The following is a 25,310-nucleotide window of genomic DNA, read 5'->3' as shown; positions in this document are numbered from 1 at the left end:
GGGGGCAGGATGGCCCCATGGACGACAGCGCAGTCCCCGCCCCCTCGCCCGACCTGTCCCACGCCCGGGGGCGCGACGACATACCTCTGCTGGAGACCACCATCGGGCAGGCGCTGGACGACACCGCCCGGGCCCACCCGGACCGGGAGGCGCTCGTGGAGTCCGCCAGCGGGCGGCGCTGGACCTGGTCCGAGCTCGTGCAGGACGTCGACCTGCTGGCCCGGGCGTTCATCGCCTCGGGGGTGCGGACCGGGGACCGGGTGGGGATCTGGGCGCCGAACTGCGCCGAGTGGACCCTCGTGCAGCTGGCCACCGCCAAGATGGGCGCGATCCTCGTCAACATCAACCCCTCCTACCGCACCCACGAGCTGGCCTACGTCCTCGACCAGGCGGGGATCAGCACGATCGTGGTCGCCGAGAGGTTCCGCTCCAGCGACTACCCGGCGATGGTCGAGGAGGTCCGCCGCGACTGCCCGACGCTGGCGCAGGTGCTGGTGATCGGCGGCCACGCGTGGGAGGAGTTCCGGGGCGGGGCCCACCAGGTGAGCAGGGCGCGGCTGACCGAGCTGCAGGGGCGGCTCTCCCCGACCGACCCGATCAACATCCAGTACACCTCCGGGACCACCGGCTTCCCCAAGGGCGCGACCCTCTCGCACCGCAACATCCTCAACAACGGCTACTTCGTGGGCGTGGGCTGCGGCTACACCGAGGAGGACGTCGTCTGCATCCCGGTGCCCTTCTACCACTGCTTCGGCATGGTCATGGGCAACCTGGCGTGCGTCACCCACGGCGCCTGCATGGTCATCCCGGGGCCGGGGTTCGACCCGGCGGCCACGCTGACGGCCGTGCGCGAGGAGGCGTGCACCTCGCTCTACGGGGTGCCGACGATGTTCATCGCGATGTTCGAGCTGATCGACGCCGATCAGGGGTTCTCCGTCCAGGACCTGGCCACGGTGCGCACCGGGATCATGGCGGGGTCGCTGTGCCCCGCGTCGGTCATGCAGCGGCTCATCGACGCCGGGGTGCGGGACATGACGATCGCCTACGGGATGACCGAGACCTCCCCGGTGTCGACGCAGACCTCGCCCCGGGACCCGTTCGAGAAGAAGGTCGGCACCGTCGGCCGCGTCGGCCCGCACCTGGAGATCCAGATCGTGGACCCGGTGACCCGCGAGGTCGTGCCGCGCGGCGAGCCCGGGGAGTTCTGCACGAAGGGCTACTCGGTGATGCTCGGCTACTGGGAGGAGCCGGAGAAGACCGCCGAGGTCGTGCGGGACGGCTGGATGGCCACCGGCGACATCGGCGTCATGGACGAGCAGGGCTTCGTGGAGATCACCGGCCGGATCAAGGACATGGTCATCCGCGGCGGGGAGAACATCTACCCCCGGGAGATCGAGGAGTTCCTCATGTCGCACCCGGACGTCGTCGACGCCCAGGTCGTGGGGGTGCCGGACGAGAAGTACGGCGAGGAGCTCATGGCCTGGCTGCGGCTGCGGGCCGGGGCGCCGCGGCTGGACGCCGAGGCCGTGCGCGACTTCTGCTCGGGCAGGCTGGCGCACTACAAGATCCCGCGCTACGTGCAGGTCGCCGAGGAGTTCCCGATGACGGTCACCGGCAAGATCCGCAAGGTCGAGCTGCGGGAGAAGGGCGAGCAGCTGATCCAGGAGGAGGGCGGCCCCGGCCTCAGGTCGGGGGCGTGAACCGTCCGTCGACCGCCGTCCACCCGCCGTCGACCATGACCTGGCTGCCGGTGACGAAGCTGGCCGCGTCCGAGGCCAGCCAGCAGACCGCCCCGACGATCTCCTCGGGCCGCGCCCACCGGCCCAGGGCCGACTTCTCGGCGTAGGCCCGCCCCCACTCGGCGTCGTCGCGGATCTGCTGCGTCAGCGGCGTCTCGACGACCCCGGGCGCGACCGCGTTGACCCGCACCCCGTCCGGCCCGAGCTCGGCCGCCAGGGTCCGCACCAGCTGCATGGCCCCGGCCTTGGTCGCGGCGTAGACGCCCTGCCCCGGCTCGACGGTCACCGCCCGGATGGAGGTCAGCACCACGACCGACCCGGTGCCCCGCTCCACCATCCGCGGCGCGAACGCCCGCGCGGCGTCGAAGGTGGCGCGCAGGTTGAGCCCGACGACCCGGTCGAACTCCTCGCCGGTGTAGTCGAGCAGCCGCTTGCGCACGTTCATGGCCGCGGTGAGCACGAGCACGTCGACGTCGCCCAGCTCCTCGGCGACCCGGGCCAGGGCGCCCTCGGCCCGCACGTCGACGGGGTATGCCGCGTGCCCGGCACCGCCGGTCCCGTCACCGTCGCCGGTGCCCGCCTCCCCGTCGCTCTCGTTGCGGGACAGCCGGTCCCGCACGGCCACGGCGACCGCCTCGTCCTTGTCGAGACAGCTCACGCGGGCCCCCTGGGCGGCCAGCCCGGCGGCGATCTCGGCCCCGATGCCGCCGCAGCCGACCACCACCGCGTGGCGGCCGTCGAGACGGAACATGCGGGCGTAGTCCAGCGACGTCATACCCCGATCCTGGCAGCGCCCGCGCCGGGACGGCCAGGGGGAGGTCAGTTGAAGACGACCGTGCGACCGCCGCGCAGCACGACCCGGTGCTCGGCGTGCCAGCGCACCGCCCGCGAGAACGCGGCGGCCTCGACCTCCTGGCCGGCCTGCGCCAGCTGCTCGGGGGTCAGCCGGTGGTCGACGCGGCGGAAGTCCTGCTCGATGATCGGGCCCTCGTCCAGGTCGGCCGTGACGTAGTGCGCGGTCGCGCCGATGACCTTCACGCCGCGGTCGTGCGCCTGGGTGTAGGGCCGGGCCCCCTTGAAGCTGGGCAGCAGCGAGTGGTGGATGTTGATGATCCGGCCCGACATGTCGGCGCACAGCTGCGGGGAGAGCACCTGCATGTAGCGCGCCAGCGCGATCGTGTCGACGTCGTGCTTGGCCAGCAGCTCGCGCAGCCGCTGCTCGGCCTGCGGCTTGGTGTCCCTGGTGACGGGGACGTGGTGGAACGGGATGCCGTGCCAGGCGGCCAGGTCGGCGAAGTCCTCGTGGTTGGACACGATCGCCGGGACAGTGATCGGGATCTGGCCGTTGCGGGCCCGGAAGAGCAGGTCGTTGAGGCAGTGGCCCATCCGGCTGACCATGACGAGCACCCGGTGCGGCTCGGCCCGGTCGTGCACGTCCCACTGCGCGCCGAAGCGCTCCCCGACCGGGGCGAACGCGGCGCGCAGGTCGGCGATCCCGGCCGGCCCCGTGGCCGGCCGCCCCTGCGCGCCGTCCCCGTCGCGCCGCAGCTCCATCCGCAGGTGGAACTCGCCGCTGGAGGGGTCGGCGAACTGCTGGCTGTCGGTGATCGTCAGCCCCTGCTCGAGCGCCACGCCGGAGACGGCGTGCACGATCCCGGGGCGGTCGGGGCTGGACAGGGTGAGGACGACGTCGCGTCCGGGCTCGGCGGTCACGGGCAGCGAGTCTAGGTGCCAGCCGGCAGGCTTCTCACCACACGGCGCTGGGGAAGGCGTCGACGTAGCCCCGCCACGTCCCGGCCGAGGTGGTCACGGTGGGGGCCGCCAGCGTCGCCCGCACCATCGCGCGGGCCACCACGTCGGCCGCGCCCTGGAGGAGCTGGTGCATGGCCCACGCGTCCGGCGCCTCGCGCTCGCCGGTGGCCAGGGTGAAGAGGGTGTCCCCGTCGAACATCGTGTGCGCCGGCACGACCGCCCGCGCCATGCCGTCGTGCCCGCTCATCGCCAGCCGGGAGGCCTGCGCCTTGGACAGGGCGGCGTCGGTGCCGATCACCCCGATCGTCGTGGCCAGCGTGCGCGGCAGGCCCTCCGACCCCAGCTCGGCCGCCCGGGTGCGGGCGGCCTCGACGTCCACCGGCTCGGGGGTATGCAGCCGCGCCCCCTCGGGGAAGCCCGGCAGGTCCTCCAGGTCGCGGGGCAGGAGGCGGTGGGCGGCGTAGAGCTCGCCCGTGGCCGGGTCGACCGTGGACCCCACGGCGTTGAGGACGATCAGCGCCGCCACGGTCGTCCCGTCCTCGAGCACGAGGCTCGCCGTGCCGACCCCGCCCTTGAGCCCTCCGGCGACCTGGGCGCCCGTGCCCGCGCCGACGGCCCCGACCGGGGGCGCGGCGGCACGCCCGTCGGTACCGTCGGCGAGCACGTCCCGGGCCGCCTCGCAGGCCTGCCGGCCGAACTCGGCGTCCGGCGTGCTCGTCCACCTGCCGCCGCGGCCGAGGTCGAAGATGACCGCGCCGGGGACGATCGGGACGACCTGGCCGGGCGCACCCATCGGGAAGCCGCGCCCCTCGTCGAGCAGCCAGCGCATGACGCCGTCGGCGGCGGCCAGGCCGAACGCCGACCCGCCGGACAGCGACACGGCGTGCACCCGGTCGACGAGGTTGTGCGGGTCGAGCAGGTCGGTCTCCCGCGTGCCGGGGCCGCCGCCGCGGACGTCGACCCCGCCGACGGCCCCCTCCGGCGGGGCGAGCACCACGGTGGATCCGGTGAGCCACCCCTCGCCGGCAGCCGTGTGGTGGCCGACCGACAGGCCGGCGACGTCGACGAGGGAGTTGGTGGGGCCGGCGGTGGGCTGGGTCGTCATGGTGCCTCTCCGTGGTCGGGGTGGGTCGGGCGGGGCAGCGAGTCGTCGGCGACGAGGGAGACCATCCGCCAGAGCTTCTTCGGCTGCTCCGTGGGCGTGCGGCTGCGCTCGATCGCCCGGTCCATGAGCGCCTCGAGCTCGCCGCTGAGCCAGCGCACGTCCTCCTCGGTCAGCTCGACGAGCCCGGTGTGGATCGCGGCGCGGACCGACTCCTCCCGTCCGCTGCCCCACGCCGCCGCCCACGCGGTGATGCGGGCGACCAGGTCGTGCAGGTCGAGCGCCTCCTGGTCCATGAAGGAGCGCAGCACGAGCTCCTCGTCCGCGGTCACCGGGCCCTCCGGCGGACCGACGGTGAAGCCGCTGCCGGAGGCCACCCAGACCCGGTCGCGCCGGTCCCGGGCGTGCTCCGGTGCCTCCACGATGAGGCCGGCCTTGGCCAGCTGGCGCAGGTGGAAGCTCACCGAGTTGGCCGGCGCGTCGACCAGCTCGGCCAGGTCGGCCGCACGGCGGGGCACGTCCTCGTGCATCAGCTCCAGCAGACGTCGGCGCAGCGGGTGGGCCATCGCCTTGAGCATCGGCGAGGTGAGCCGGACGGTGCCGGACGCCGGCCCGGCGGCGGGCGCGGAGGACGGGTCGTCGGTCATGACGGCCACCCTACCGACCATCCCGCACATTTACTTGCGCACATTCTATTGCGCAATTCTCGGTGCGGGTCTACTGTCGGTCCATGACCACCACCGCACCGGCCGACCCGTCGGCTCCCAGCCCCGCCGGCCGGACGGCCGTCCCGCCGGCCCTCCCCGCGTTGCACCGGCACCGGGCCTACTGGGCCTGGCTGCTCAGCGACACCGGGCAGGCCCTGGGCTCGTCGCTGCAGTTCTTCCTCGTCCCCCTGCTCGTCGTCGTCGTCAGCGGCAGCGCCGCCGCGGCCGGCACGGTCGCCGCGCTCGGCGCCGGGGGCCGCATCGCCACCACGCTCCTCGGCGGGGTGCTGGCCGACCGGCACGACCTGCGCCGGCTGATGACGCTCAGCGGGACGCTCGCCGCGACGGTCGTCGCCGGGATGGTCGCGGTCCTGACGCTGGACCTCGGCCTCGTCGCGCTCGGAGCGCTCAACCTGCTGGCGGGCGTCCGCGCGGGCCTGCTCGCCGGTGCCTCGGACGCGGCGCTCAAGCAGGTCGTGCCGCCCGCCCTGCTGCCGACCGCCTCCAGCGCCAACCAGGCCCGGGACGCCGCCGTGGCGATGGGCGGCCCGCCGCTCGGCGGCCTGCTGCTGGGGATCGGGGCGCTCCCCGCGCTCGCCGCCGCGGGCGCGGCATACCTCGTCGCCGCGGTGGGAGCGCTGGTGCTCCGGGGCGACTTCCGGGCGGAGCGGACCACCGACGTCGCGTCGGTGCGCGCCGAGGCCGTCGAGGGCCTGCGGTGGCTGTGGGCGCGCCCCGAGCTGCGGCGCGTCATGACCGTGGCCCTGCTGCTCAACCTCGGCCTCAACGCGGCCGTGACCACGCTGCTCTACCACCTGGCCACGACCGGCGAGGACCCGGCGCGCATCGGGCTGGTCTCGACCGCCCTCGGCGTCGGGATGCTCGTGGGCGCGGTGGCCGCCGGCCCGGTCGTGCAGCGCTTCCCCTCCGGCCCGGTGGCGATGGCGGGGATGTCCCTGGCGGGGCTGTCGATGCTCGTGCTGCCGTTCGTCCCCGGGTTCTGGGGCACCCTGGCGGTGCTGACCGTGGGGATCCTCGGCGGCCCGGCGACCAACGCGGCGATGATGAGCTACCTCATGCACCAGACGCCACGCCGGGTGCTGGGGCGGGTGATGAGCGCGGCCGAGCTGGTCGGGGCCGGTGCCCTGCCGCTCGCGCCGGTGCTGGCGGGCTGGGGGCTGAGCCTGCTCGGCCTGCGCCCGACGCTGCTGGCCTGCGCCGCGATCTGCCTGCTGGCGGTGGGTGCGGTCCTGTCCAGCCGCGCGCTGCGCACCCTGCCGCGCCCCGCCGACTGGGCCGCGTCCGGGGCGTGAGGTCCCGGGACGGGGCCCCGACGTCGGCCAGGGCGGTCAGCCCGTCCCGTCCCCGTCCTGCCCGCGGCGGGCCACGTCGGCGGCCAGGTCCCGCGCGGTCCGGCCGGCGAGCGCCCCGTGCAGGTCGGGGACGGCCGCGAGCAGCTGCTGGGTGTAGGGGTGCTGCGGGTCGTTCCACAGCTGCTCGGTCGGGGCGACCTCGACGAACTCCCCGCGCCGCATCACCGCGACCCGGTCGCACACGTGCCGCACCACCGACAGGTCGTGGGAGACGAAGATCAACGTCAGGTCGAAGCCGTCGACCACCTCGTCGATGAGGTTGAGCACCTGCGCGCGGACGGAGACGTCGAGCGCGCTGACCGGCTCGTCGGCCACGAGGATGTCCGGCCCCGGCGCGAGCGCGCGGGCGACCGAGATGCGCTGACGCTGCCCGCCGGAGAACTGGTGCGGGTAGCGGTCGGCCGCCTCGGCCGACATCCCGACCGCCTCGAGCAGCTCGTGCACACGCTCGCGGTTGTCGTGCCGGCCCTGGGCGACGAGCGGCTCGGCGACGATGTCGCGCACCCGCATCCGTGGGTCCAGGCTGCTCATCGGGTCCTGGAAGACCAGCTGCAGCGTCTCCCGCAGCCAGCCGAGCCGACGCGCGGGCTGGTCGTGCACCGGCCGGCCCTCGACGAGGATCTCCCCGGCCGTCGGCTGGTCGAGGCCGCTGACCAGGCGCAGGAGGGTCGACTTGCCCGACCCCGACTCGCCGACGATGCCGAACCGCTCGCCCCGGGCGACGGTGACGCTCACGTCCCGGACGGCGTCGACGACCGGCGCCGGCGTCAGCAGGGACGTGCGCCGCCGCCGGAACTGCCGGCTCACCCCGCGCAGCTCGACGGCGGGCGTGCCGGTCCCCTCACCCATCCTCCTCACCTCCCGCCGGGTGGAAGCAGGCATACCCGTATGCGGTCGCGCCCGCAGGGTGCTCCGCGCGCGGCGTCCACGGGGGCGGGGTCGCGCAGACGTCGGTGGCGTGCGCGCACCGCGTCCGGAAGACGCAGCCGGCGGGGAAGCGGCCGGCGGGCGGCACCGAGCCGGGGATCGTCGGCAGCCGGGTGCGCTCGCGCCGGCCGTCGGCCCCGGCGAGGTCGCTGGCGGCGACCAGCCCCTGGGTGTAGCGGTGCCGCGGGTCGCCGAAGACGTCCTGGACCGGGCCGGCCTCGACGATGCGCCCGCCGTACATGACGAGCACCCGCTCGCAGACGGTCGCGACCACGCCGAGGTCGTGGGTGATGAACAGCAGGGCCGCCTGACGGGCCTCGACGCCACGGACGACGAGGTCGAGGACGGTCGCCTGGACGGTCACGTCGAGGGCCGTCGTGGGCTCGTCGCAGATGAGCAGCGCCGGGTCGTTGGCCAGGGCGATCGCCAGCACGACCCGCTGGCGCTGGCCGCCGGAGAGCTCGTGCGGGTAGGCGCGGGCGACGTGGGCGGGGTCGGGCAGGCCGACCTGGTCGAGCAGCTCGACGGTCCGTTCCCGGGCGGCCCTCCTCGAGCGGGTGCGGTGCAGCAGCATGACCTCGGCGACCTGGGCGCCGACCCGCATCGTGGGGTTGAGCGCGGTCATCGGCTCCTGGAAGACCATCGACATGCCGTCGCCGCGCATCCGGGCCAGCGCCCGCTCCCCCAGCTCGAGCAGGTTGTGCTCCGCCGGGGTGCGCGCGGCCAGCCGGACGTCGCCCGTCGCCCCGAGCCCTTCGGGGAGCAGGCCCATGACGGACAGGGCGGTCAGCGACTTGCCCGATCCGGACTCGCCGATCAGCCCGACCCGTTCGCCGCGGTCGATCGCGAAGGAGACGTCCTGCAGCAGCGGCGTGGAGCCGGCGTGCACGTCCAGGCCGTCGACCCGCAGGACGGTGCGGTCGGGCACCTCCTGCACCTCCTGGCCGTCCCCGACGGCGCCGGCCACGCTGCTCACCGCCGCTCCAGCCGCGGGTCGAGCCAGTCGCGCAGGCCGTCGCCGAAGAGGTTGAAGCCGAGCACCGACAGGGCGATCGCGGCGCCGGGGACGAGCGCGAGGTGGGGCGCCGAGCGCAGCGTGGTCTGCGCCTCGTAGAGCATCCGGCCCCACGATGCCTGCCCGGTGGGCGTGCCCAGGCCCAGGTAGGCCAGCGCCGCCTCGGCGAGGATCGCGATCGCGAACGACACCGAGGCCTGGACGATGACCAGCCCGGCGACGTTGGGCAGCACGTGCCGCCAGGCGATGGCCAGCGGGGAGCGGCCCGCGGCGCGCGCGGCGACGACGTACTCGCTCTTCATCACCCCGAGCGCGCCCGACCGGGTGATCCGCGCGAAGGCGGGGATGGTGGCGATCCCGATCGCGATCATCGCCACCCGGGTGGACCCGCCGTAGAGCGCGGCGAACATGATCGCCAGCAGCAGGGCCGGGAAGGCCAGCAGCACGTCGTTGGTGCGCATGACGACCTGGCCGAGCCAGCCCGGCGACATGGCGGCCAGGATGCCCAGCGGCACGCCGACGACGGCGGCCACGCCGACGGCGACCAGCCCGACGTAGAGGGTGGTGCGGGCGCCGACGAGGATCTGGGTGAACACGTCGCGCCGGAAGCGGTCGGTGCCGAGCCAGTGCTCGGCGTTGGGGGTCTGGTACGCCTCGACGGGCAGCACCCGCATCGGCGGCCAGGGGGTCCAGACGTAGGAGACCAGGGCCAGCACGACGATCGCGGTCACGAGCACCCCGCCGACGACCAGGCTGGGGTTGAGCCGGCGCCCCCAGGCGCGGTCCGCGGGTTGCGGGGCCTCCAGGGCCGGCCCGTCCCCGCGCGCACCCGTCACCGGTCCCTCCGGCGTCCCCGGCCCGGTCACGGCCCCGCCGCCCCCGCTCATCGGGCCCCCGTCCGCAGCCGCGGGTCGATCAGCAGGTAGAGCAGGTCGACGACGAAGTTGATGACCAGGACCGCCACGACGAGCACCATGACCACGGCCTGGACGGTGAGCAGCTCGCGCTTGGCGACCGAGTCCAGCAGCAGCGAGCCCAGCCCGGGGACGACGAAGACGCGCTCGACGACGACCGCGCCGATGAGCAGGGTGGCCAGCTGCAGGCCCAGGACCGTGACGACCGGGACGGCGGCGTTGCGCAGGCCGTGGCGGACCAGGGCCTGCACCGGCCGCAGCCCCTTGGCCCGGGCGGTGCGCAGGTAGTCCTCGCGGAGCACGTCGAGCACGGCCGAGCGCACGTAGCGGGCCAGCACCGCCCCCTGCACCAGCGCGAGGGACAGCGCCGGCATCGCCAGCCGCCGGGCGAAGCCCACCGGGTCCTGCGCCGGCACGACCCACCCGCCCGAGGGGAGCCAGCCCAGCCGGACGGCGAAGACCGAGATCATGAGGATCCCCGCCAGGAAGGCGGGCACGGCCACGCCGACCTGGGAGAGCCCGGAGAGGACGATCCCGTCCCAGTGGCGGTGCCGCAGCGCCATCCACAGGCCGACCGGCACGGCGACGACGAGCGCGAGGAGCATCGCCGAGACGATGAGCCATGCCGTCACGAGCAGCCGGTCGGCGATCTGGGGGCCGATCGGGGCGCGGGAGAGGAACTCCACGCCCGGGTCGAGGGTGAGCAGCCCGCCGACCCAGTCGACGTACTGCACGAGCACCGGCCGGTCCAGCCCGAACTGGGTGCGCAGCGCCCGCACCGCCTCCTCCGAGGCGTTCACCCCCAGCGCGACCCGGGCCGGGTCGCCGGGCAGGACGCGCATGAAGGCGAAGACCACCACCGAGGCCAGCGCCAGGCTCACCAGCAGCACCGTCAGCCGGTGCGCGACTCGCAGGAGCATGGGGAAGGTGGTCTCCGTCTCGCCTCGGGCGGGTGCGGACCGTCGGGGCGCCGGTCAGCCGCGGCCGAGCTGGGCCAGGCGGAAGGACTCGGTGATCGCGTTCTCGGGCAGCCCGGTGATGTCCGGGTCGGCGACCATGAGGTTGGGCAGCAGGAAGAGGAAGTCGGCTGCCGCGTCGGTGCTGATCAGCTCGGCGGCCTCCTGCATCTTCTGCACCTGCTCCTCCTGGGTGCCGGCGTCGGCCTCGTCGAGCAGGGTCCGCAGCTCCTCGGTGCCGTAGGAGGTGTAGTAGTCCGGGTTGCCGAAGACGTTGCCCAGGTCGCGGGGCTCGACGTGCGCGACGATCGACATGTCGTAGTCCTTGTTGGTGTAGACCGTCTCCAGCCAGGCCGAGGGGAACTCCAGCTCGTCGACGGTGACCTCGAAGCCCGCGTCCTCGAGCATGGACTCGACCACGGTGCCGCACGCGACGGCATACGGGAGGGTGGGCAGGCGCAGGCGCACCTCCTCGCCCTCGGCGCCGCCCTCCTGCAGGAGGGTGCGGGCCCGCTCGGGGTCGAAGGGGTAGTCGCCGGTGCGGTCCTCGTACCAGGGGTCGGTGGGCGGGACCATGCTGCCGATGAGCTCGCCGCGGCCGGCCCAGCAGGTGTCCAGCAGGCTCTGGTGGTCGATCGCGTGGCGCGCCGCCTGGCGCACCTGCAGGTCGGTGAACGGGCCGTCGCCGTTGTTGAAGGACAGGACGACCTCGCCGTTGGTGGTGCCCTCGACGATCTGGTAGTCACCGCCCTCGAACTGGTCGAGCGACTCCGGTGCCTGGACGGTGGAGACGATGTCGATGGCGTCGGTGAGCATCGCGTTGTTGAGCGCGTTGGGGTCGCGGAAGTAGTGCATCTCCACGGTGGCGAAGTACGGCGTCTCGCCGTGGTAGTCCTCGTTGCGCTGCAGGGTGATCCGGGAGCCGCGCTGCCACTCGTCGAAGACGTAGGGGCCGGTGCCGACCGGGTCGTTGGCCAGGTCGTCCACGCCCTCGGTGTCGTACATCGCGCCGACGCGGGTGGTCAGGGCGTAGAGGAACTGGTTGCTGGGCCGGGAGAGGGTGACCTCGAGCGTCCGGTCGTCGACCGCCTCGACGCCCTCGACGACGTCGAGCTGGGCCTTCAGGCTCGTGGTCCAGGCGTCGGAGGAGACCCGCTCGAGGGAGAACGCCGCGTCCTCGGCGGTGAACTCCGAGCCGTCGCTGAAGGTGACGCCGTCCTTGAGGGTGAAGGTGTAGGTCAGCCGGTCCTCGCTCACCTCCCAGTCCTCGGCGAGCGCCCCGACGACCTCCCCCGTCTCGACGTCGACGCGCACGAGCGTCTCGTAGACGTTGTCGAGCAGCAGCTGCGGGATCGCGGCGCCGTCGGTGGTGGAGAAGTCGAGGCTGGCCGGCTCGGCCACCAGGCCGATGCGCACGGTCTCGTCGCTGCCGCCGCCGGCGGCCTCCCCCGTCGCGCCACCGGTGTCGTCCTCGGCGTCGGTCGGGTCGGTCCCCTCCTCGGTGCCCCCGTCCCCCGGGTCGGTGGTCGGGTCGCTGCTGCCGGCGCCCGCGTTGCACCCCGCGAGCAGGGCCACCGCGGCGACGCCGGCGACGGCGCGGGCGCGGGTTCTCGTCCTCATCGACGTCCTCATGGCTCCGCATCATCCTGCATGGCACCCCGCCACCGCCACCCGCCCCTGCCGTCGTCAGGCATCTGGGCCACAATCGGGGGGTGGCCACCCCCACCCCCCGACAGGCGCTGCTCAGGTCCGTGTCCCTCTGGGACCGCAACCCGATCGTGGCCAACGCGTTCCGCACGATGCTCGCGGTCGCGCTGGCCTGGATCGTGGCCTACAACCTGCCCGGCGAGGCGTCGAACTACGCCTACTACGCGCCGCTGGGCGCGGTCATCGCCACGACCAACAACCCCGGCGGCTCGCTGCGCACCGCGCTGCAGGCCTCGGCCGCGATCGTCCTGGGCGGCACGGCGGCCATCGTCGCCGACTTCTTCGGCGACCACGACGGCTGGCTCGCGATGGGGATCACCGTCGGCATCGCGGTGGTCCTGGGCTCCTTCCGCTGGCTGGGTCCGATGGGGTCCTGGGTGCCAACGGCCGCGTTGTTCACGCTCATCTTCGGCGGCGGCGACCTGCCGTTCGTCGGGTACTACACGCTGCTGATCCTGCTCGGTGCGGTCATGGCGATCCTCATCGCCGTCGTCCTGCCCGGCCAGCCGGTCGCGCTCGCTGAGCAGAACCTGGACCGGCTGCGCTACGCCCTGTCCCACCGGGTCGAGGACGTCATCGACCGGCTCGAGGACGACCTGGAGGCCGCGCAGGAGGAGGACGAGGATGACGAGGAGCAGAAGGACTCCGCGGACGCCCAGGGCCGGGGGGACCAGCGCGAGACCCGGGGGGCGGCGACGACCGGCGGGACGGAGACCGAGGGGACCCGGCAGGAGGACGCCCGCAGCGCCGAGGAGATGGCGGAGGACGCCAAGGACCCCGGGAAGGGCCGGGCCCCCGACCTCGACCAGGAGCTGGCCAGGGCGCGGGAGTCGGTGGCCGAGCTGCGCGACGCCCGGCGCAAGAACCAGCGCGCCTACCAGCACGGCGCCACGATCGCCCGGGCCGAGGACCAGCTGCGCACCTGGGAGTTCGCCGCGGCGGCGATGGGGATGGTCGCCGCCGGCAGCGACCTGAGGGGGCCGGCCATGCGGGAGCCGGTGGCCGAGGTCACCTGCGAGGCGCTGCGCGCGCTGCAGGAACTGCTCGACGGCTGGCGCCTGCCCATGGACACCCTGGACCTGCGACGCATGCGGAGGGCCACCGAGGCCCTGGACGAGGTCGTCAACGACCCCTCCACCCCGGCCTCCCCCACCGCCACCGCCGTCCTCATCACGATGTCGCGCACCCTGGAGATGCTGGCGTCCCGGGAGAAGTCCTACGAGGACGAGGAGCAGCGGCGCGAGGAGGAGAAGGCTCGGAAGGAGCAGGAGAAGGAGCACAGGAAGCAGGAGAAGGAGGAGCGGAAGAACAAGAAGGAGACGTCGGGGGGCGGGGAGGACGACGGGGTGCCCGCGACGACCGATCGGAAGGACAGCAGCGGGGGGACGTAGCATCGGCAGATGGATGGGGACCGCACGCAGGACGCCGGACGTTCGCGCGTGCTCGTCGTGGCCCCGGACAAGTTCCGGGGGTCGCTGACCGCCCCCGAGGTGGTCGCCGCGGTCACCCCCGCCGCCGAGGAGCTGGGCTGGCAGGTCCGGGGCATGCCGTTCTGCGACGGGGGGGAGGGCATGCTCGACGCCTTCGGCGGGGCGACCCGCACGAGCACGGTCACCGGGCCGCACGGCCGTCCGGTGCAGGCCGCCTGGCGGCTCGGCGACGACGGCACGGCCGTCATCGAGAGCGCCCAGGCCTCCGGCCTGGCGCTGGCCGGCGGCGCCGCAGCCAACGACCCGGTGCGGGCCACGAGCCGCGGCACCGGTGAGCTGGTCGCCGAGGCGGTGCGCGCCGGGGCCCGGACCGTCATCGTCGGGCTGGGCGGGTCGGCCACGACCGACGGGGGTCGCGACGCGGTCGCCGCGGTGCTCGAGCGGCTGGACGGCCGGACCCCCCTGGGGCTGGGTGTCGACGTCGTCGCCGCCTGCGACGTGACGACCGTGCTCACCGACGCCGCTCGGGTCTTCGGCCCGCAAAAGGGCGCCGACCCCGAGCAGGTCGAGGAGCTGACCGCGCGGCTGGAACGGGTGCAGGCGGAGTACCTCGACGTCTTCGGCGAGCGTCTCGCCGCCGCCGGGGTGGACCTGCCCACGATGCCCGGCGGAGGTGCCGCCGGCGGCCTCGGCGCCGGGCTCGTGGCGCTCGGGGGTCGGCTGGCCCCCGGCTTCGACGTCGTCGCCCAGCACGTGGGGCTCGAGGCCGCGCTGGAGGGGGCCGACGCGGTCCTGACCGGCGAGGGGGCCCTGGACGAGCAGTCCTTCCGCGGCAAGGTCGTCGGCGGCGTGGCCTCGGCCGCGGCGCGGCACGGCATCCCGGTCGTGGTCCTCGTCGGCACCGTGCGGCCGGGCACCCCCGTGGGCCAGGTGGGCCGGGTCAGCGCCGTCGACCTGTCCGCCCGGTTCGGCGCGCACGCCTCCTGGCACCGCACCGCCGAGTGCCTGGCGCGGGCGACCCGCGAGCAGCTGCTCCGGCTCTGACCCGGCAGCACCGTCGACGGTCCGCACGCACGTCCGCAGGTACGGGTCCGGCGCGTGCCCCGCACCCCGGCGCGACGGCATACCCCCGATGTTGCTTTCCCCGGACCCGTGGTCCACACTTGTTACCAAGAAGTAGGTACTCCCGGTACCGGGTACCGGGACTCAACGTGGAGGCGACCGTGGGTCACTACCGGAGCAACGTCCGTGACATCGAGTTCATGCTGTTCGACGTGCTGGAGCGGGGGGACGTGCTGGGCACCGCGCCGTTCGAGGACATCGACGTCGAGACGGCACGCGACGTGCTGCACCAGGTCGCCGAGCTGGCCGAGGGGCCCATCGGGGACTCGCTGCTGGAGTCCGACCGCACGCCCCCGGTGCTCGACCCCGCCGACGGCTCGGTGACCATGCCCGAGTCGTTCGTGAAGTCCTACCAGACCTGGGTGGACAACGAGTGGTGGCGCCTGGAGGTCCCCACCGAGCTGGGCGGCACGGCGTCCCCGCCGAGCCTGGCCTGGGCCGTCGCCGAGATGGTCCTGGGCGCCAACCCCGCGGTGAAGATGTACTCCGCCGGCTTCTCCTTCGCGACGGTCCTCTACCGCCTGGGCACGCCGGAGCAGCAGAAGCTGGCCCAGCTCATGGTGGACCGGAAGTGGGGCGCGACCATGGTGCTCACCGAGCCGGACGCCGGCTCGGACGTCGGGGCCGGCCGCGCCAAGGCCGTGCAGGCCGAGGACGGCTCCTGGCACATCAGCGGCGTGAAGCGGTTCATCACCAGCGGCACGGCCCCGTTCTACGACAACGTCATCCACTTCGTCCTGGCCCGTCCCGAGGGTGCCGGCCCGGGCACCAAGGGGCTGTCGCTGTTCGTCGTGCCCGGCAAGCACGTCGACCTGGAGACCGGTGAGATCGGCGAGGTCAACGGCGTGCAGGTGGCCAACATCGAGCACAAGATGGGCCTGAAGGTCTCCACCACCTGCGAGCTGCGCTTCGGCGAGGACGAGTCGCGGCCCGCCGTCGGCTGGCTGCTCGGCGAGGTCCACGACGGGATCGCCCAGATGTTCCGCGTCATCGAGTACGCCCGGATGCTCGTGGGCACCAAGGCCATCGCGACCCTGTCGACCGGTTACCTCAACGCGCTGGACTACGCCAAGGAGCGGGTCCAGGGCGCCGACCTGACGCAGATGACGGACAAGACCGCCCCGCGGGTGACGATCACCTCCCACCCCGACGTGCGGCGCTCGCTCATGCTGCAGAAGTCGTATGCCGAGGGGCTGCGGGCGCTGATGCTTTACACCGCCTCCTTCCAGGACACGGTGCAGGCCGCCCAGCTGGCGTCCGGGCACGAGCAGGTCGAGCCGGACTCCGAGGCCGCGATGGCGGTCAAGGTCAACGACCTGCTCCTGCCGCTGGTCAAGGGTTGCGGCTCCGAGCGGGCCTGGGTGCTGCTGGGCACCGAGTCCCTGCAGACCTTCGGCGGCTCGGGCTTCCTGCAGGACTACCCCGTCGAGCAGTACGTCCGCGACGCCAAGATCGACTCCCTCTACGAGGGCACGACCGCGATCCAGGGCCTGGACTTCTTCTTCCGCAAGATCGTCCGCGACAAGGGCGCGGCCCTGGGCTACGTCGCGCAGCAGATCATGGCCACCGCGACCGCGCAGACCGACGACGGGCTGGGCGAGGTGCGCCAGGCCGTGATGCGGGCGCTGGGCGAGCTGCAGGCGATGGTCGAGCACCTCGTCGGCAAGGCGATGGCCTCCCAGCAGGAGGCCGAGCAGATCTACGCGGTCGGCCTGCACACCACCCGGCTACTCATGGCCGCCGGCGACCTCGTCATCGCCTGGCTGCTGCTGCGCCAGGCCGAGGTGGCCCAGCGGCTGCTGACCGCCGGCGAGCGGCCGGCCGACGAGGCCTTCCTCAAGGGCAAGGTGGCCGCCGCCCGGTTCTTCGCCGCCGAGGTGCTGCCCCGGCTGGGCGCGGACCGTCGGGTCGTCACCGCCGGCGACGCCTCGGAGCTGATGGACCTGCCGGAGGAGTCTTTCTGAGGACGTCGCCGGCACCTCAGGCGTAGCGCTTCTGCCGGAAGACGACGATCCGCATCATGAGGTACATGAACACCGCCTCGCACGCCCCGGCGGCGAGCCGGGCGGCGAGGAAGTGCACGCCGGTGGCCTCGAGCGTGCTGGACAGCAGCAGGATGAACAGCACGTAGTTGGCCGCGACGGTCAGCACGTAGCGGCCGGTCTGCCCGGCGACGGGCCCGTGCGACTGGAAGTTCAGCCACCGGTTGAGCACGAACGCCAGGGTGAACGCGACGAGGTAGCCGACGGTGACGGCGACCGGGTAGGGCAGCTCCAGGACGTCGAAGCCGACGGCCAGGACGGTCAGGTCGACGGCGTAGGTGAAGGAGCTGATCGCCGCGAAGCCGATCGCGGTGGCGGGCAGGATCTGCGCCAGCCCGCGTGGGAGCCAGGCGTGCACCCGGTCCCGGGCGGCGGCGAACCGGTCCGCCGCGGTGCCGGGCGCGGGGGCCGACGGCTCAGACGTCGCGGTGACGGACGTCGGTGTCGTCGCGCCGGTCGACGACCTCACGGTGGGTGGTGTTGGCGCGCTGGGTGTTCATCACCAGGCCCAGGAGGAGGGCCAGGACGCCCGCCGCCATGAGGATGTAGCCGACCGTCTGCAGCTCGATGCCGTAGACCGCGTAGTTGACCGCGAACGCGAGGATCGCGCCGACGGCGAGGAGGAAGATGCCGAGGCCGAGGCCCATGGTGGTTCCTTTCCGTGAAGACCGTCCACCACGGTAGCCCGTCCGACGCCGACCGGCCTGCCGACGCGCTGCGGCGGCCCTGGCCAGGCCCGGTGCCGCCCGGGCATGGGGCGGCGACCGTCGGGGCAGGGCGCGGCGGCCGGCGGGGTGGCCTCAGAGCCGGCGGTCCCCCAGCACCGGGAAGTCGGTCCGCGCCCGGTCCACCTGGCCGGGGTCGATCTCCACCGAGAGGACCTCCTGCCCGGTGCCCGCCTCGGCCAGCACCGTGCCCCACGGGTCGATAACGGCGCTGAAGCCGCCCATCCGGATCCCGGCGTGCTCGCCCGCGGTGTTGCAGGCGACCACGAAGCACTGGTCCTCGATCGCCCGGGCGCGCAGCAGGAGACGCCAGGCCTCCACCCGGGGCGCCGGCCAGGCCGCCGGCACGACGAACATCTGGGCGCCCAGGTCCACCTGCGCCCGGTAGAGCTCGGGGAAGCGCAGGTCGTAGCAGGTCGACAGGCCCACCGTCAGCGCGTCGGCCGGTGCGGGCAGGTCGGTGACGACGAGGTCGCCCCCGGCCTCCATGAGCCGAGGCTCCCCGCCGCCGAAGCCGAACCGGTGGATCTTCGGGTAGGTCGCCACCACCTCGCCCTCGGGGTCGAGCACCACCGAGGTGTTCCGCAGGTGGCGACCCTCGGGGCCCGGTGCGGCGGTGCGTTCCACGACCGACCCGGTATGCAGTACCGCGCCGGTGCCGCGGACCGCCTCCCGCAGCGGGGCGAGGGCCTCCGGCAGGTCTGGCCCCTCCAGCGACTGGGAGCGTTCCTCCCACTCGGACACGGCGAAGCCGCCGGCGCTCCACAGCTCCGGCAGGACGACGAGGTCGTGCCCCGGCGCGTGCTCGCGGACCAGGTCGGCGACGCGGGCGGCCCGCTCGGCGACGCTCTCGTCGGCCCCCTCGCCGTAGGACAGCTGGACGACGGCGATCCTCATGGTGTGCTCCTCCGGTCGGTGCGGGCGGACATGGCCGCCAGGCGTTCGTTGTAGGCGCGCAGCTCGGCGTCGTCGTCCCGGTCGGCCTGCCGGTCGGACCGGACCGCCTCGCGGGTGTCCCGGCGCAGCCAGTCGAGGCCGACCATGAGCATGAGCACGACGGTCGGCAGCTCGCCGATGCCCCAGGCGATGGTGCCGCCGAGCTGCTGGTCGGCGAGCAGGTCGGGCACCCAGGGCACCTCGATGGCCTTGAAGAACTCTGGGGCCAGCAGCCAGGCGCCCTGCATCAGGGCCAGCCCGAAGAAGGCGTGGCCGGCGAGCGTGGCCAGCAGCACCATCATCCGGAACGGCGCGGGCCACTTGGGCGGCCCGGGGTCGGTGCCCGCGAGCGACCAGACGAAGGCGTAGCCGGTCAGGGTGAAGTGGATGACCATGAACAGGTGGCCGGTGTGGGTGGTCAGCGCCCACTCCAGCATGCCGCTCCAGTAGAAGACGACGAGGCTGCCGAAGAACAGGGCGCCGGCGACGGCCGGGTTGACGACGAACGCGGCCCACCGGGAGTGCACGACCGCCAGCAGCACCTCCCGTGGACCCAGCGTTCGGTCGCGGCGGGCCGGCAGGGCCCGCATGGCCAGGGTGACGGCGTTGGCCGGGACCAGCAGGATCGGCACCGCCATCATCAGGGCCATGTGCTCGACCATGTGGACCGAGAACATCACCCGTCCGTAGACCCCGGGGGCACCGTTGGTGACGTAGACGAACACGCCCCAGCCGAGCACCCACAGCAGCAGCTTCCAGGCCGGCCACCCGTCTCCCCGGCGCCGCAGCCGGACCATCCCCCACACGTAGAGACCGACGGCGGTCAGGGCCATGAGGAGGAAGAGCCAGTCCACCCGCCACGTGGTCAGCAGCCGTCCGGCCGCCCACGGCTCGGGCATCGGGTAGCCGGTCAGGTCGATGACCGAGTTGATGTCGATCTGCTCCGGCACCGCCGGCTCGGTCCGGGAGAGCACGACGCCGAGGGCGACGGCCGCTCCCATGAGGGCCAGCTCGACGGAGGCCAGCCGGGCGAACCGGCCCGGGGAGTCCACGCCCCGGTCGACGACGGTGCGCCGCTGCCGCCACCCGAACACCCCGAGCACCACGAGCAGGACGACCTTGGCCACGATGACCAGGCCGTAGGGCGTGGCGAGGTTGCCCACCCCGCCCAGCGTCACGGTGGCGAAGATGACCCCCGACAGGCCCACGGCCACGTAGCTCCACAGCGCCAGCACCGAGTAGCGGCGCACCGTGTCCGGCAGCGCCCGGCCCAGCACCGGCAGCAGCATGGCGATGGCCATCAGCCCGCCCACCCAGACGGACAGGCCCACCAGGTGCAGGCCCAGGCCGGTCACCGTCGTCTCGTGCCCCAGGGCCGAGGCGGAGTGCCCGGTGAAGGCCAGCGGCGTCAGGGCCAGCAGGGCCAGCGCCGCCGACCAGGCCAGGGCACCCCGGGTGCGTGCCCAGGACACGAGGAGCAGGAGCAGGGTGACGAGGAGGATCTCGGTGACGAGCAGCCGGGTCAGCTCCAGGCGCCAGACGTTGTCCACCAGGTCGGTCAGGAAGCCGGGGGTCCCCACCGGTATCCCGGCCAGCTCGGCGAAGGTCAGCACCAGCCCGACCGCGGCCGTGGCCAGCCAGACCGCGGTGGAGCGCACCGCGAGCCGGGCGGCGGTGCCGCGCCGGTCGGTGGTCCGTCCTTCCCGGACGAGGAAGGCGGCGACCACGAGCAGCCCCACCGTGAGCGCGGCGGCGAGGTCGTGCACGACCCCGAGCAGCGGCATACCCCAGCGCACGAGCGGGCCCGCGTCCCCCAGCACCAGCGGGGCCGCGGCCCCGGAGAGCGCGGCCGCCGGGACCGCCGTCACCAGGGCGACCAGCAGGACGGTGACGGGGGTGGCCCACCGCGGCGACCGGGTCGCGGGGGCGCTGGTGAGGGACATGGACCCATGCTAGGTCGGCCTCCTGACGACCCGGGTTCGCGGCCGGCTACCGAGCGGTCATAATGGGAGGTCGCAGACGACGAGGGTGCCGGTCCGCGGTGGGCACCCTGTATCTCCTTCCCTCCGTGGGCTCCCCCCGCTGCGACGAGGAACCGACGAGAAGAACGGATGAGATGACGATGCGAGGCATCACCCTGACCGCCGCCCTGGGCCTGTCCCTGGTGCTGGCGGGCTGCTCCGACGACGGTGCGGACGAGGCCGTGACCCCGGCCGCCACCGAGGAGGGCACCACCGAGAGCACCGAGGGGACCGGCGACGCCGGGGCCGAGGAGACCGACACGACCGGCGGCACCGCGGACGCGGCGGCCGCCCCGATGGACGACGAGGTCTGCGTCGACTTCTTCCAGAGCGGTGCGGTCCAGCTGGCCGACCGTGCGGAGACCGACCGGCAGATGCTCGACGACGCGCAGGTCGGCGACCCCGCCTCCTACGGCGAGATCAGCCTGCTCAGCCAGCGCATCGAGGACCTGGTCGAGGACGCCTCCGCCGACCAGGCCCAGCTGCTCGAGCGGATCAACGCCCCGTTCGTGGAGGTCCGCGACGCCGTCCTGGACGACCCGGACCAGACGGTCTCCGACGCGGAGATCACCGTCCCCGAGGTCGACACCACCGACTCGGCCGCGGCGCAGGAGGAGTTCCTCAGCTCCTGCACCTCCTGAGCCCACCACCGACGGGTATGCCGTCACGCTCCGGCCCCGGGTCCCCGCGACCCGGGGCCGTCGGCGTCTCCGGACCCTCCCACCTGCAGAAGTGGGGCGGTGCCGGGCGCGACGCGTAGCCTGAGGTCATGCCCGTCCACCCCGCCCCGCCCGCCGACGTCACCGAGCTGGTCGACGCCTACCGGCAGACGCTCAGCTCGTTCTGCGACGTCGCCGACTCCCTCCGGGAGCAGGAGTGGGACCTGCCCACCGCCTGCCCGGGATGGACCGCCCGCGACCACCTCGCCCACGTCGTGCACGTGGAGGACTACCTGTCCGGCTCCGAGCACCCCGGGGCCGGCTGGAGCGGCGCCGACGACGAGCCGGTGCGGGTCGGCGAGCCCGAGCACGTGCGTCACTCGCTCGGCGTCTGGATCGAGGAGGGGGTCCGGGCCCGCCGCGGCCAGGACCCGCGGGCTATGGTCGCCGAGCTGCGCGGCCTCGTGGAGGTGCGGGCGGCCGGGATGTACGACCCCGACCTCGAGCTCGACACCCCCGTCCGGTCGCTGCGGGGCCGGCAGGCGACCTTCGAGGAGCTGACTCGTCGCCGGATCTTCGACGTGTGGGTGCACGAGCAGGACCTGCGCGACGCCCTCGACCGGCCCGGCTCGCTGGACTCCCCCGGTGCGAGCGAGGTCGTCTCCCAGGTGCTGGACGCCCTGCCGCGGATCGTGCTGGAGAAGGTCCGCCCGGAGCCCGGCACCGTCGTGATCCTCGAGTGCACCGGCCCGGTCACCGCCCGGGGCGGGGTGCGCATCGGCACCGACGCCGACGGCGACCCGGTGGCGCACGAGCTGTTCACCGGTCAGACCAGCGACGAGGACGACGTGCCCAGCGTCGACGACGAGTCGGCCGACCGCACCACCTCCATCGCGCTGTCCACCCACGCCCTCGGACGTCGGGCCGCGGGTCGCTGCCCGACGGACGGCACGGCATACCACGTCACCGGCGACGAGGAGCTCGCCCGGACCGTCCTCGACGCCCTCTCGCTCACTCCCTGACCGTGCCCCTGCCGTCAGCCCGCCGCGACCGGGGCCGCCCGGACGGGCCCGAGGCCCACGACCACCAGGCCGAGCTGCGCCGGCTGGAGTCTCCGCTGGGCCTGGCGCTGGGGGGCGGCGGCGCGCGGGGGCTGTGCCACGTCGGCGTCATGCGCGTGCTGGAGGAGCTGGACATCCGCCCCGACCTCGTCGCCGGGACGAGCATGGGCGGGCTGGTCGGGGCGTTCATCGCGGCCGGCTACACCGCCGAGGAGATGACCAAGGTCGCCCTCGAGGTGCGCTGGGCCTCGATGATCGACTGGCGGATCAGCGGCCGGCTGCTGAGCGGCAAGCGGATCGCCGCCTGGCTGGCCGAGCACCTGCCGGCCACCTTCGAGGAGCTCGACCTGCCGCTGGTGCTGGCCACCACCGACATCGTCGAGGGGCGGCTGCACTACCTGTCCCAGGGCGACCTCATCACGGCGCTGCGGGCGACCACCGCCTACCCCGGCGTCATCCCGCCGGTGCCGGCCGGCGACGCGCTCCTCGTGGACGGCGGCATCCTCAACCAGATCCCGGTCGACGGGGCGCTGGCCCACGGCGCCCGACGGGTGATCGCCGTGGACGCCACCGCCCTGACCCCGATGTCGGCCCCGGACATCGAGGCCGACCGCTACCAGCGACGGCACGCGCTGGGGACGCTGCGCGAGGCGTTCCGGGCGATCGACGTCATGCAGGCCCAGCTGACGGCCGCCCGGCTCGGGTTCTACCGGCCGGACGTGCTCATCGACCCGCACATCGAGGGGGTGGACATCGGCGACTTCCACCGCAGCGCCGTGGCCATCGACGCCGGCGAGGAGGCCGCCCGCGGCCGCGTCGACCAGCTCCGCTCGCTGGCCGCCCGCCGCCACAACCGCGTCGGCCCGGGCGTCCGCGCCGACAGCGCCGACGACCGGGCCCCCGGCACCGAGGCCGACTGACCGGTTGTCGGCCGCTTGGCCCGGCGTGTCGCGCACAGGCCGGCCGATCGGCCCGGCGTGTCGTGCACTGTGCCGTCAGCGCTGCGGCGTGTCCCGCGTCAGGACACGGTTGCTGCACAGGCCGACCGGCTCCGGGGCCGGCGACCGACCGTCAGCCTCAGCGCCGGGCACCCCGGCCGTAGAACCACAGCGCCCCGACGAAGACCGCCACGACCAGCATCGCCGTCCCGGCCACCCACAGGGCCGGCGGCCACTGCACCGACAGCTCGGCCACCAACGCCACGGCGGCCACGCCGAGGGCCACCTGGCCGGTCAGCCGGGTCGCCCGAAACTGCGCCATCCGCTCGGCCTGGTCGGCCTCCGAGCCGTCGAGCAGCCGGGCCGCGGGCATCAGCCGCCGGCTGACCGAGTGCAGCACCCCGTAGCCGAGGAAGAACAGCATCCCCAGCACGGCGAAGCGCACGTTGCCGCGCGACAGGCCCACGACCAGCACGACCAGCGCCGCGACCGTGGTCAGCAGCGAGAACAGCCGGTCCTGGAGCCGGGCGCGGGAAGCCATGTGCGCGATCGTATGCGGACCCGGCGCCGCGGGCCGCGACGCCCCGCGGCCCAGCCCTTGGTCGAGCCCTCAGCCCTGGGCCCTCAGCCCTCAGCCCCAGACCATCGCCCGGGCGGGGTCCTCCATGATCGCGGCCAGGTCGGCCAGGAACTTCGACCCGAGCTCCCCGTCGATGAGCCGGTGGTCGAACGACACGGCCAGCTGGGACACCCAGCGCGGCTCGATCCGCTCGTCCGCGCCCTCGCCGACGACCCACGGCATCCGCCGGACCGCGCCGAAGGCCACGATCGCCGACTCGCCGGGGTTGATGATCGGCGTGCCGGTGTCGACCCCGAAGACGCCCACGTTGGTGATCGTGATCGTCCCGCCCGCCATGTCGGCCGGCTGCGTGCGCCCGGCCTTGGCGGTCGTCACCAGGTCGCCCAGCGCCTCCGCCAGCTGACGCAGGTCCATGAGGTCGGCGTCCTTGATGTTCGGCACGACCAGCCCGCGCGGGGTCGCGGCCGCGATCCCGAGGTTGACGTAGTTGCGCTGCACGACCTGCTGCGCCTCGTCGTCCCACACGGCGTTCATGCCCGGGTTGCGCCGCACCGCCAGGCACATGGCCTTCGCCAGCAACAGCAGCGGGCTGACCTTGAGGTCGCTCATGCCGTAGGAGCGGTCCGACTTGAGCCGCTCGACCAGCTCCATCGAGCGCGTCACGTCCACGGTGATGAACTCGGTGACGTGCGGCGCCGTGAAGGCCGAGCTGACCATGGCCTGCGCCATCATCTTGCGCACGCCCTTGACGTCGGTGCGCTCCTCACGCTCGCCCGAGTGGGACAGGGTCGGACGCTGGTATGCCGACTCGCGGCCGCCTGCGCCGGTGTCACCGCCCGCGGTGTCGGGTCCGACGCCCGGGGCCGCGTCGCCGGTGGCGGCGCCCTGGGCCGGCGGGACGGCGTGCTCGGCGGCGGCGTGCTGGGCCGACCCGCTCGCGGCACCCCCGGCGAGGTAGCGGTCGACGTCGGCGCGGGTGACCACGCCGTCCTCACCGCTCGGGGTCACCTGCGTCAGGTCGACGCCCTTGTCCTTGGCGTACTTGCGCACGGGCGGCTTGGCCTTGGCCCGGCGCGGCGCGCCCGCCTGCTCGGCGGCCTCCTCGGCCGCGGCCGCGCCGCGGCGACGCCGCCGGGTCGTGGAGGTCTCGATGGCGCCGTAGCCCACGAGCACGGCCTCCCGGCCGCCCGGCCCGGGCCCGCCCTCGTCGCCACCACCGTCCGGCGGCGTGGGCACCATGTCGTCGGAGGCGGCCGTCGCGGCGTCGGTGACGTCCTCGGCCGTCGTGCCGTCCGTCCCGGCGCCATCAGCCGTGCCCTCGTCCCCGGCGGTCTCACCCGCGGACCCGCCGTCGGCCCCCGCCCCGTCACCGGTGTCGATGGTGATGATCGGGGTGCCGACCTCGACCTCGTCGCCCTCCTGGGCGAGGATCGCGGTCACGGTGCCGTCCCAGGGGACGGGCAGCTCGACGAGCGACTTGGCGGTCTCGACCTCCACGACGATGTCGTTCGTCTTCACCGTGTCGCCGACGGCGACCTTCCACTGGACGATCGTGGCCTCGACCAGCCCCTCACCGGGGTCCGGCAGCTTGAACTCGGGCATGC

The 25,310-nt window shown here is 74.0% G+C and carries 23 protein-coding genes; 8 read left to right on the top strand and 15 right to left on the bottom strand.

The window, feature by feature from the left end; all coding sequences use genetic code 11:
* The first annotated feature begins 17 nt into the window (after positions 1–17).
* On the top strand, positions 18–1,700 hold the full coding sequence (locus tag FJR00_RS01825; RefSeq protein WP_141337224.1) for an AMP-binding protein: 1,683 nt from the start codon (positions 18–20) through the stop codon (positions 1,698–1,700).
* On the opposite strand, the gene FJR00_RS01820 is transcribed toward FJR00_RS01825, so the two are convergent.
* Genes FJR00_RS01820 through FJR00_RS01805 form a run of 4 tightly spaced genes read right to left on the bottom strand, consistent with a single transcriptional unit; the run spans position 1,684 to position 5,240 of the window.
* Positions 1,684–2,514: an SDR family NAD(P)-dependent oxidoreductase gene (locus FJR00_RS01820; RefSeq protein WP_181409454.1), complete on the bottom strand. Its 831-nt coding sequence runs from the start codon at positions 2,512–2,514 to the stop codon at positions 1,684–1,686. The two genes, FJR00_RS01825 and FJR00_RS01820, sit on opposite strands and share 17 nt — an antisense overlap.
* Positions 2,515–2,558: 44 nt before the next feature.
* A complete protein-coding gene (gene purU / locus FJR00_RS01815; RefSeq protein ID WP_141337223.1) occupies positions 2,559–3,458 on the bottom strand; it encodes a formyltetrahydrofolate deformylase in 900 nt (299 codons plus the stop codon).
* Positions 3,459–3,486: 28 nt separating this feature from the next.
* Positions 3,487–4,596, bottom strand: coding sequence for a P1 family peptidase (locus tag FJR00_RS01810; RefSeq protein ID WP_141337222.1), 1,110 nt, complete (start codon positions 4,594–4,596; stop codon positions 3,487–3,489).
* Positions 4,593–5,240, bottom strand: coding sequence for a helix-turn-helix domain-containing protein (locus tag FJR00_RS01805; protein WP_141337221.1), 648 nt, complete (start codon positions 5,238–5,240; stop codon positions 4,593–4,595). The genes FJR00_RS01810 and FJR00_RS01805 overlap by 4 nt, the downstream gene beginning before the upstream one ends.
* 83 nt (positions 5,241–5,323) lie before the next feature.
* Here FJR00_RS01805 and FJR00_RS01800 point away from each other — a divergent pair, with 83 nt between their 5' ends.
* The gene (locus tag FJR00_RS01800; RefSeq protein WP_141337220.1) at positions 5,324–6,613 is read left to right on the top strand and encodes an MFS transporter; all 1,290 of its coding nucleotides are present in this window, start codon (positions 5,324–5,326) and stop codon (positions 6,611–6,613) included.
* Positions 6,614–6,649: 36 nt separating this feature from the next.
* Here the strand turns inward: FJR00_RS01800 and FJR00_RS16585 are convergent, their stop codons facing one another.
* The 5 genes from FJR00_RS16585 to FJR00_RS01775 are packed head-to-tail and all read right to left on the bottom strand — an operon-like array spanning position 6,650 to position 12,105.
* Entirely contained in the window at positions 6,650–7,522 is an 873-nt protein-coding gene (locus FJR00_RS16585) for an ATP-binding cassette domain-containing protein (protein ID WP_141337219.1), read from the bottom strand.
* Positions 7,515–8,576 (bottom strand): ABC transporter ATP-binding protein, encoded by a 1,062-nt coding sequence (locus FJR00_RS16580; protein WP_337678379.1) that lies wholly within the window; start codon positions 8,574–8,576, stop codon positions 7,515–7,517. Before FJR00_RS16580 ends, FJR00_RS16585 begins: the two co-directional genes overlap by 8 nt.
* The gene (locus tag FJR00_RS01785; RefSeq protein WP_141337218.1) at positions 8,573–9,502 is read right to left on the bottom strand and encodes an ABC transporter permease; all 930 of its coding nucleotides are present in this window, start codon (positions 9,500–9,502) and stop codon (positions 8,573–8,575) included. The genes FJR00_RS16580 and FJR00_RS01785 overlap by 4 nt, the downstream gene beginning before the upstream one ends.
* The gene (locus FJR00_RS01780) at positions 9,499–10,449 is read right to left on the bottom strand and encodes an ABC transporter permease (protein WP_141337217.1); all 951 of its coding nucleotides are present in this window, start codon (positions 10,447–10,449) and stop codon (positions 9,499–9,501) included. Before FJR00_RS01780 ends, FJR00_RS01785 begins: the two co-directional genes overlap by 4 nt.
* Positions 10,450–10,503: 54 nt before the next feature.
* Positions 10,504–12,105: an ABC transporter substrate-binding protein gene (locus tag FJR00_RS01775; protein ID WP_238330253.1), complete on the bottom strand. Its 1,602-nt coding sequence runs from the start codon at positions 12,103–12,105 to the stop codon at positions 10,504–10,506.
* 92 nt (positions 12,106–12,197) lie between these two features.
* On the opposite strand from FJR00_RS01775, the gene FJR00_RS01770 reads away from it, so the two are divergent.
* The 3 genes from FJR00_RS01770 to FJR00_RS01760 all read left to right on the top strand — a co-directional run bounded on the left by FJR00_RS01770 (position 12,198) and on the right by FJR00_RS01760 (position 16,708).
* Entirely contained in the window at positions 12,198–13,583 is a 1,386-nt protein-coding gene (locus tag FJR00_RS01770; protein ID WP_141337215.1) for an FUSC family protein, read from the top strand.
* Between the two features lie 9 nt (positions 13,584–13,592).
* Positions 13,593–14,666 (top strand): glycerate kinase family protein, encoded by a 1,074-nt coding sequence (locus tag FJR00_RS01765; RefSeq protein ID WP_141337214.1) that lies wholly within the window; start codon positions 13,593–13,595, stop codon positions 14,664–14,666.
* 179 nt (positions 14,667–14,845) lie between these two features.
* The gene (locus FJR00_RS01760) at positions 14,846–16,708 is read left to right on the top strand and encodes an acyl-CoA dehydrogenase (RefSeq protein ID WP_141337213.1); all 1,863 of its coding nucleotides are present in this window, start codon (positions 14,846–14,848) and stop codon (positions 16,706–16,708) included.
* A 16-nt stretch (positions 16,709–16,724) separates the two neighbouring features.
* Here the strand turns inward: FJR00_RS01760 and FJR00_RS01755 are convergent, their stop codons facing one another.
* The 4 genes from FJR00_RS01755 to FJR00_RS01740 form a co-directional block, all read right to left on the bottom strand.
* Positions 16,725–17,255: a GtrA family protein gene (locus FJR00_RS01755; RefSeq protein WP_238330252.1), complete on the bottom strand. Its 531-nt coding sequence runs from the start codon at positions 17,253–17,255 to the stop codon at positions 16,725–16,727.
* On the bottom strand, positions 17,203–17,433 hold the full coding sequence (locus FJR00_RS01750) for a DUF6458 family protein (protein ID WP_075956786.1): 231 nt from the start codon (positions 17,431–17,433) through the stop codon (positions 17,203–17,205). The genes FJR00_RS01755 and FJR00_RS01750 overlap by 53 nt, the downstream gene beginning before the upstream one ends.
* Before the next feature lie 153 nt (positions 17,434–17,586).
* The gene (locus FJR00_RS01745) at positions 17,587–18,408 is read right to left on the bottom strand and encodes a carbon-nitrogen family hydrolase (protein WP_141337212.1); all 822 of its coding nucleotides are present in this window, start codon (positions 18,406–18,408) and stop codon (positions 17,587–17,589) included.
* Positions 18,405–20,390, bottom strand: a complete 1,986-nt coding sequence (locus tag FJR00_RS01740; protein ID WP_141337211.1) for a bifunctional copper resistance protein CopD/cytochrome c oxidase assembly protein — start codon at positions 20,388–20,390, stop codon at positions 18,405–18,407. Before FJR00_RS01740 ends, FJR00_RS01745 begins: the two co-directional genes overlap by 4 nt.
* Positions 20,391–20,563: 173 nt before the next feature.
* Here FJR00_RS01740 and FJR00_RS01735 point away from each other — a divergent pair, with 173 nt between their 5' ends.
* The 3 genes from FJR00_RS01735 (at position 20,564) to FJR00_RS01725 (ending at position 23,108) form a co-directional block, all read left to right on the top strand.
* Entirely contained in the window at positions 20,564–21,109 is a 546-nt protein-coding gene (locus FJR00_RS01735) for a hypothetical protein (RefSeq protein ID WP_141337210.1), read from the top strand.
* Positions 21,110–21,237: 128 nt separating this feature from the next.
* Positions 21,238–22,149, top strand: coding sequence for a maleylpyruvate isomerase family mycothiol-dependent enzyme (locus tag FJR00_RS01730; RefSeq protein WP_141337209.1), 912 nt, complete (start codon positions 21,238–21,240; stop codon positions 22,147–22,149).
* Between the two features lie 2 nt (positions 22,150–22,151).
* On the top strand, positions 22,152–23,108 hold the full coding sequence (locus FJR00_RS01725) for a patatin-like phospholipase family protein (RefSeq protein WP_238330251.1): 957 nt from the start codon (positions 22,152–22,154) through the stop codon (positions 23,106–23,108).
* 157 nt (positions 23,109–23,265) lie between these two features.
* Here the strand turns inward: FJR00_RS01725 and FJR00_RS01720 are convergent, their stop codons facing one another.
* Positions 23,266–23,667, bottom strand: a complete 402-nt coding sequence (locus FJR00_RS01720; protein WP_075957981.1) for a hypothetical protein — start codon at positions 23,665–23,667, stop codon at positions 23,266–23,268.
* Positions 23,668–23,757: 90 nt separating this feature from the next.
* Positions 23,758–25,308, bottom strand: a complete 1,551-nt coding sequence (locus FJR00_RS01715) for a dihydrolipoamide acetyltransferase family protein (protein ID WP_141337208.1) — start codon at positions 25,306–25,308, stop codon at positions 23,758–23,760.
* Positions 25,309–25,310 lie beyond the last annotated feature (2 nt).

Source organism: Ornithinimicrobium kibberense, from assembly GCF_006519705.1.
Lineage (GTDB): Bacteria > Actinomycetota > Actinomycetes > Actinomycetales > Dermatophilaceae > Ornithinicoccus > Ornithinicoccus kibberensis.
The sequence above is the reverse complement of the archived record's forward strand: the minus strand, read 5'-3'. Positions and strand labels throughout refer to the sequence as shown.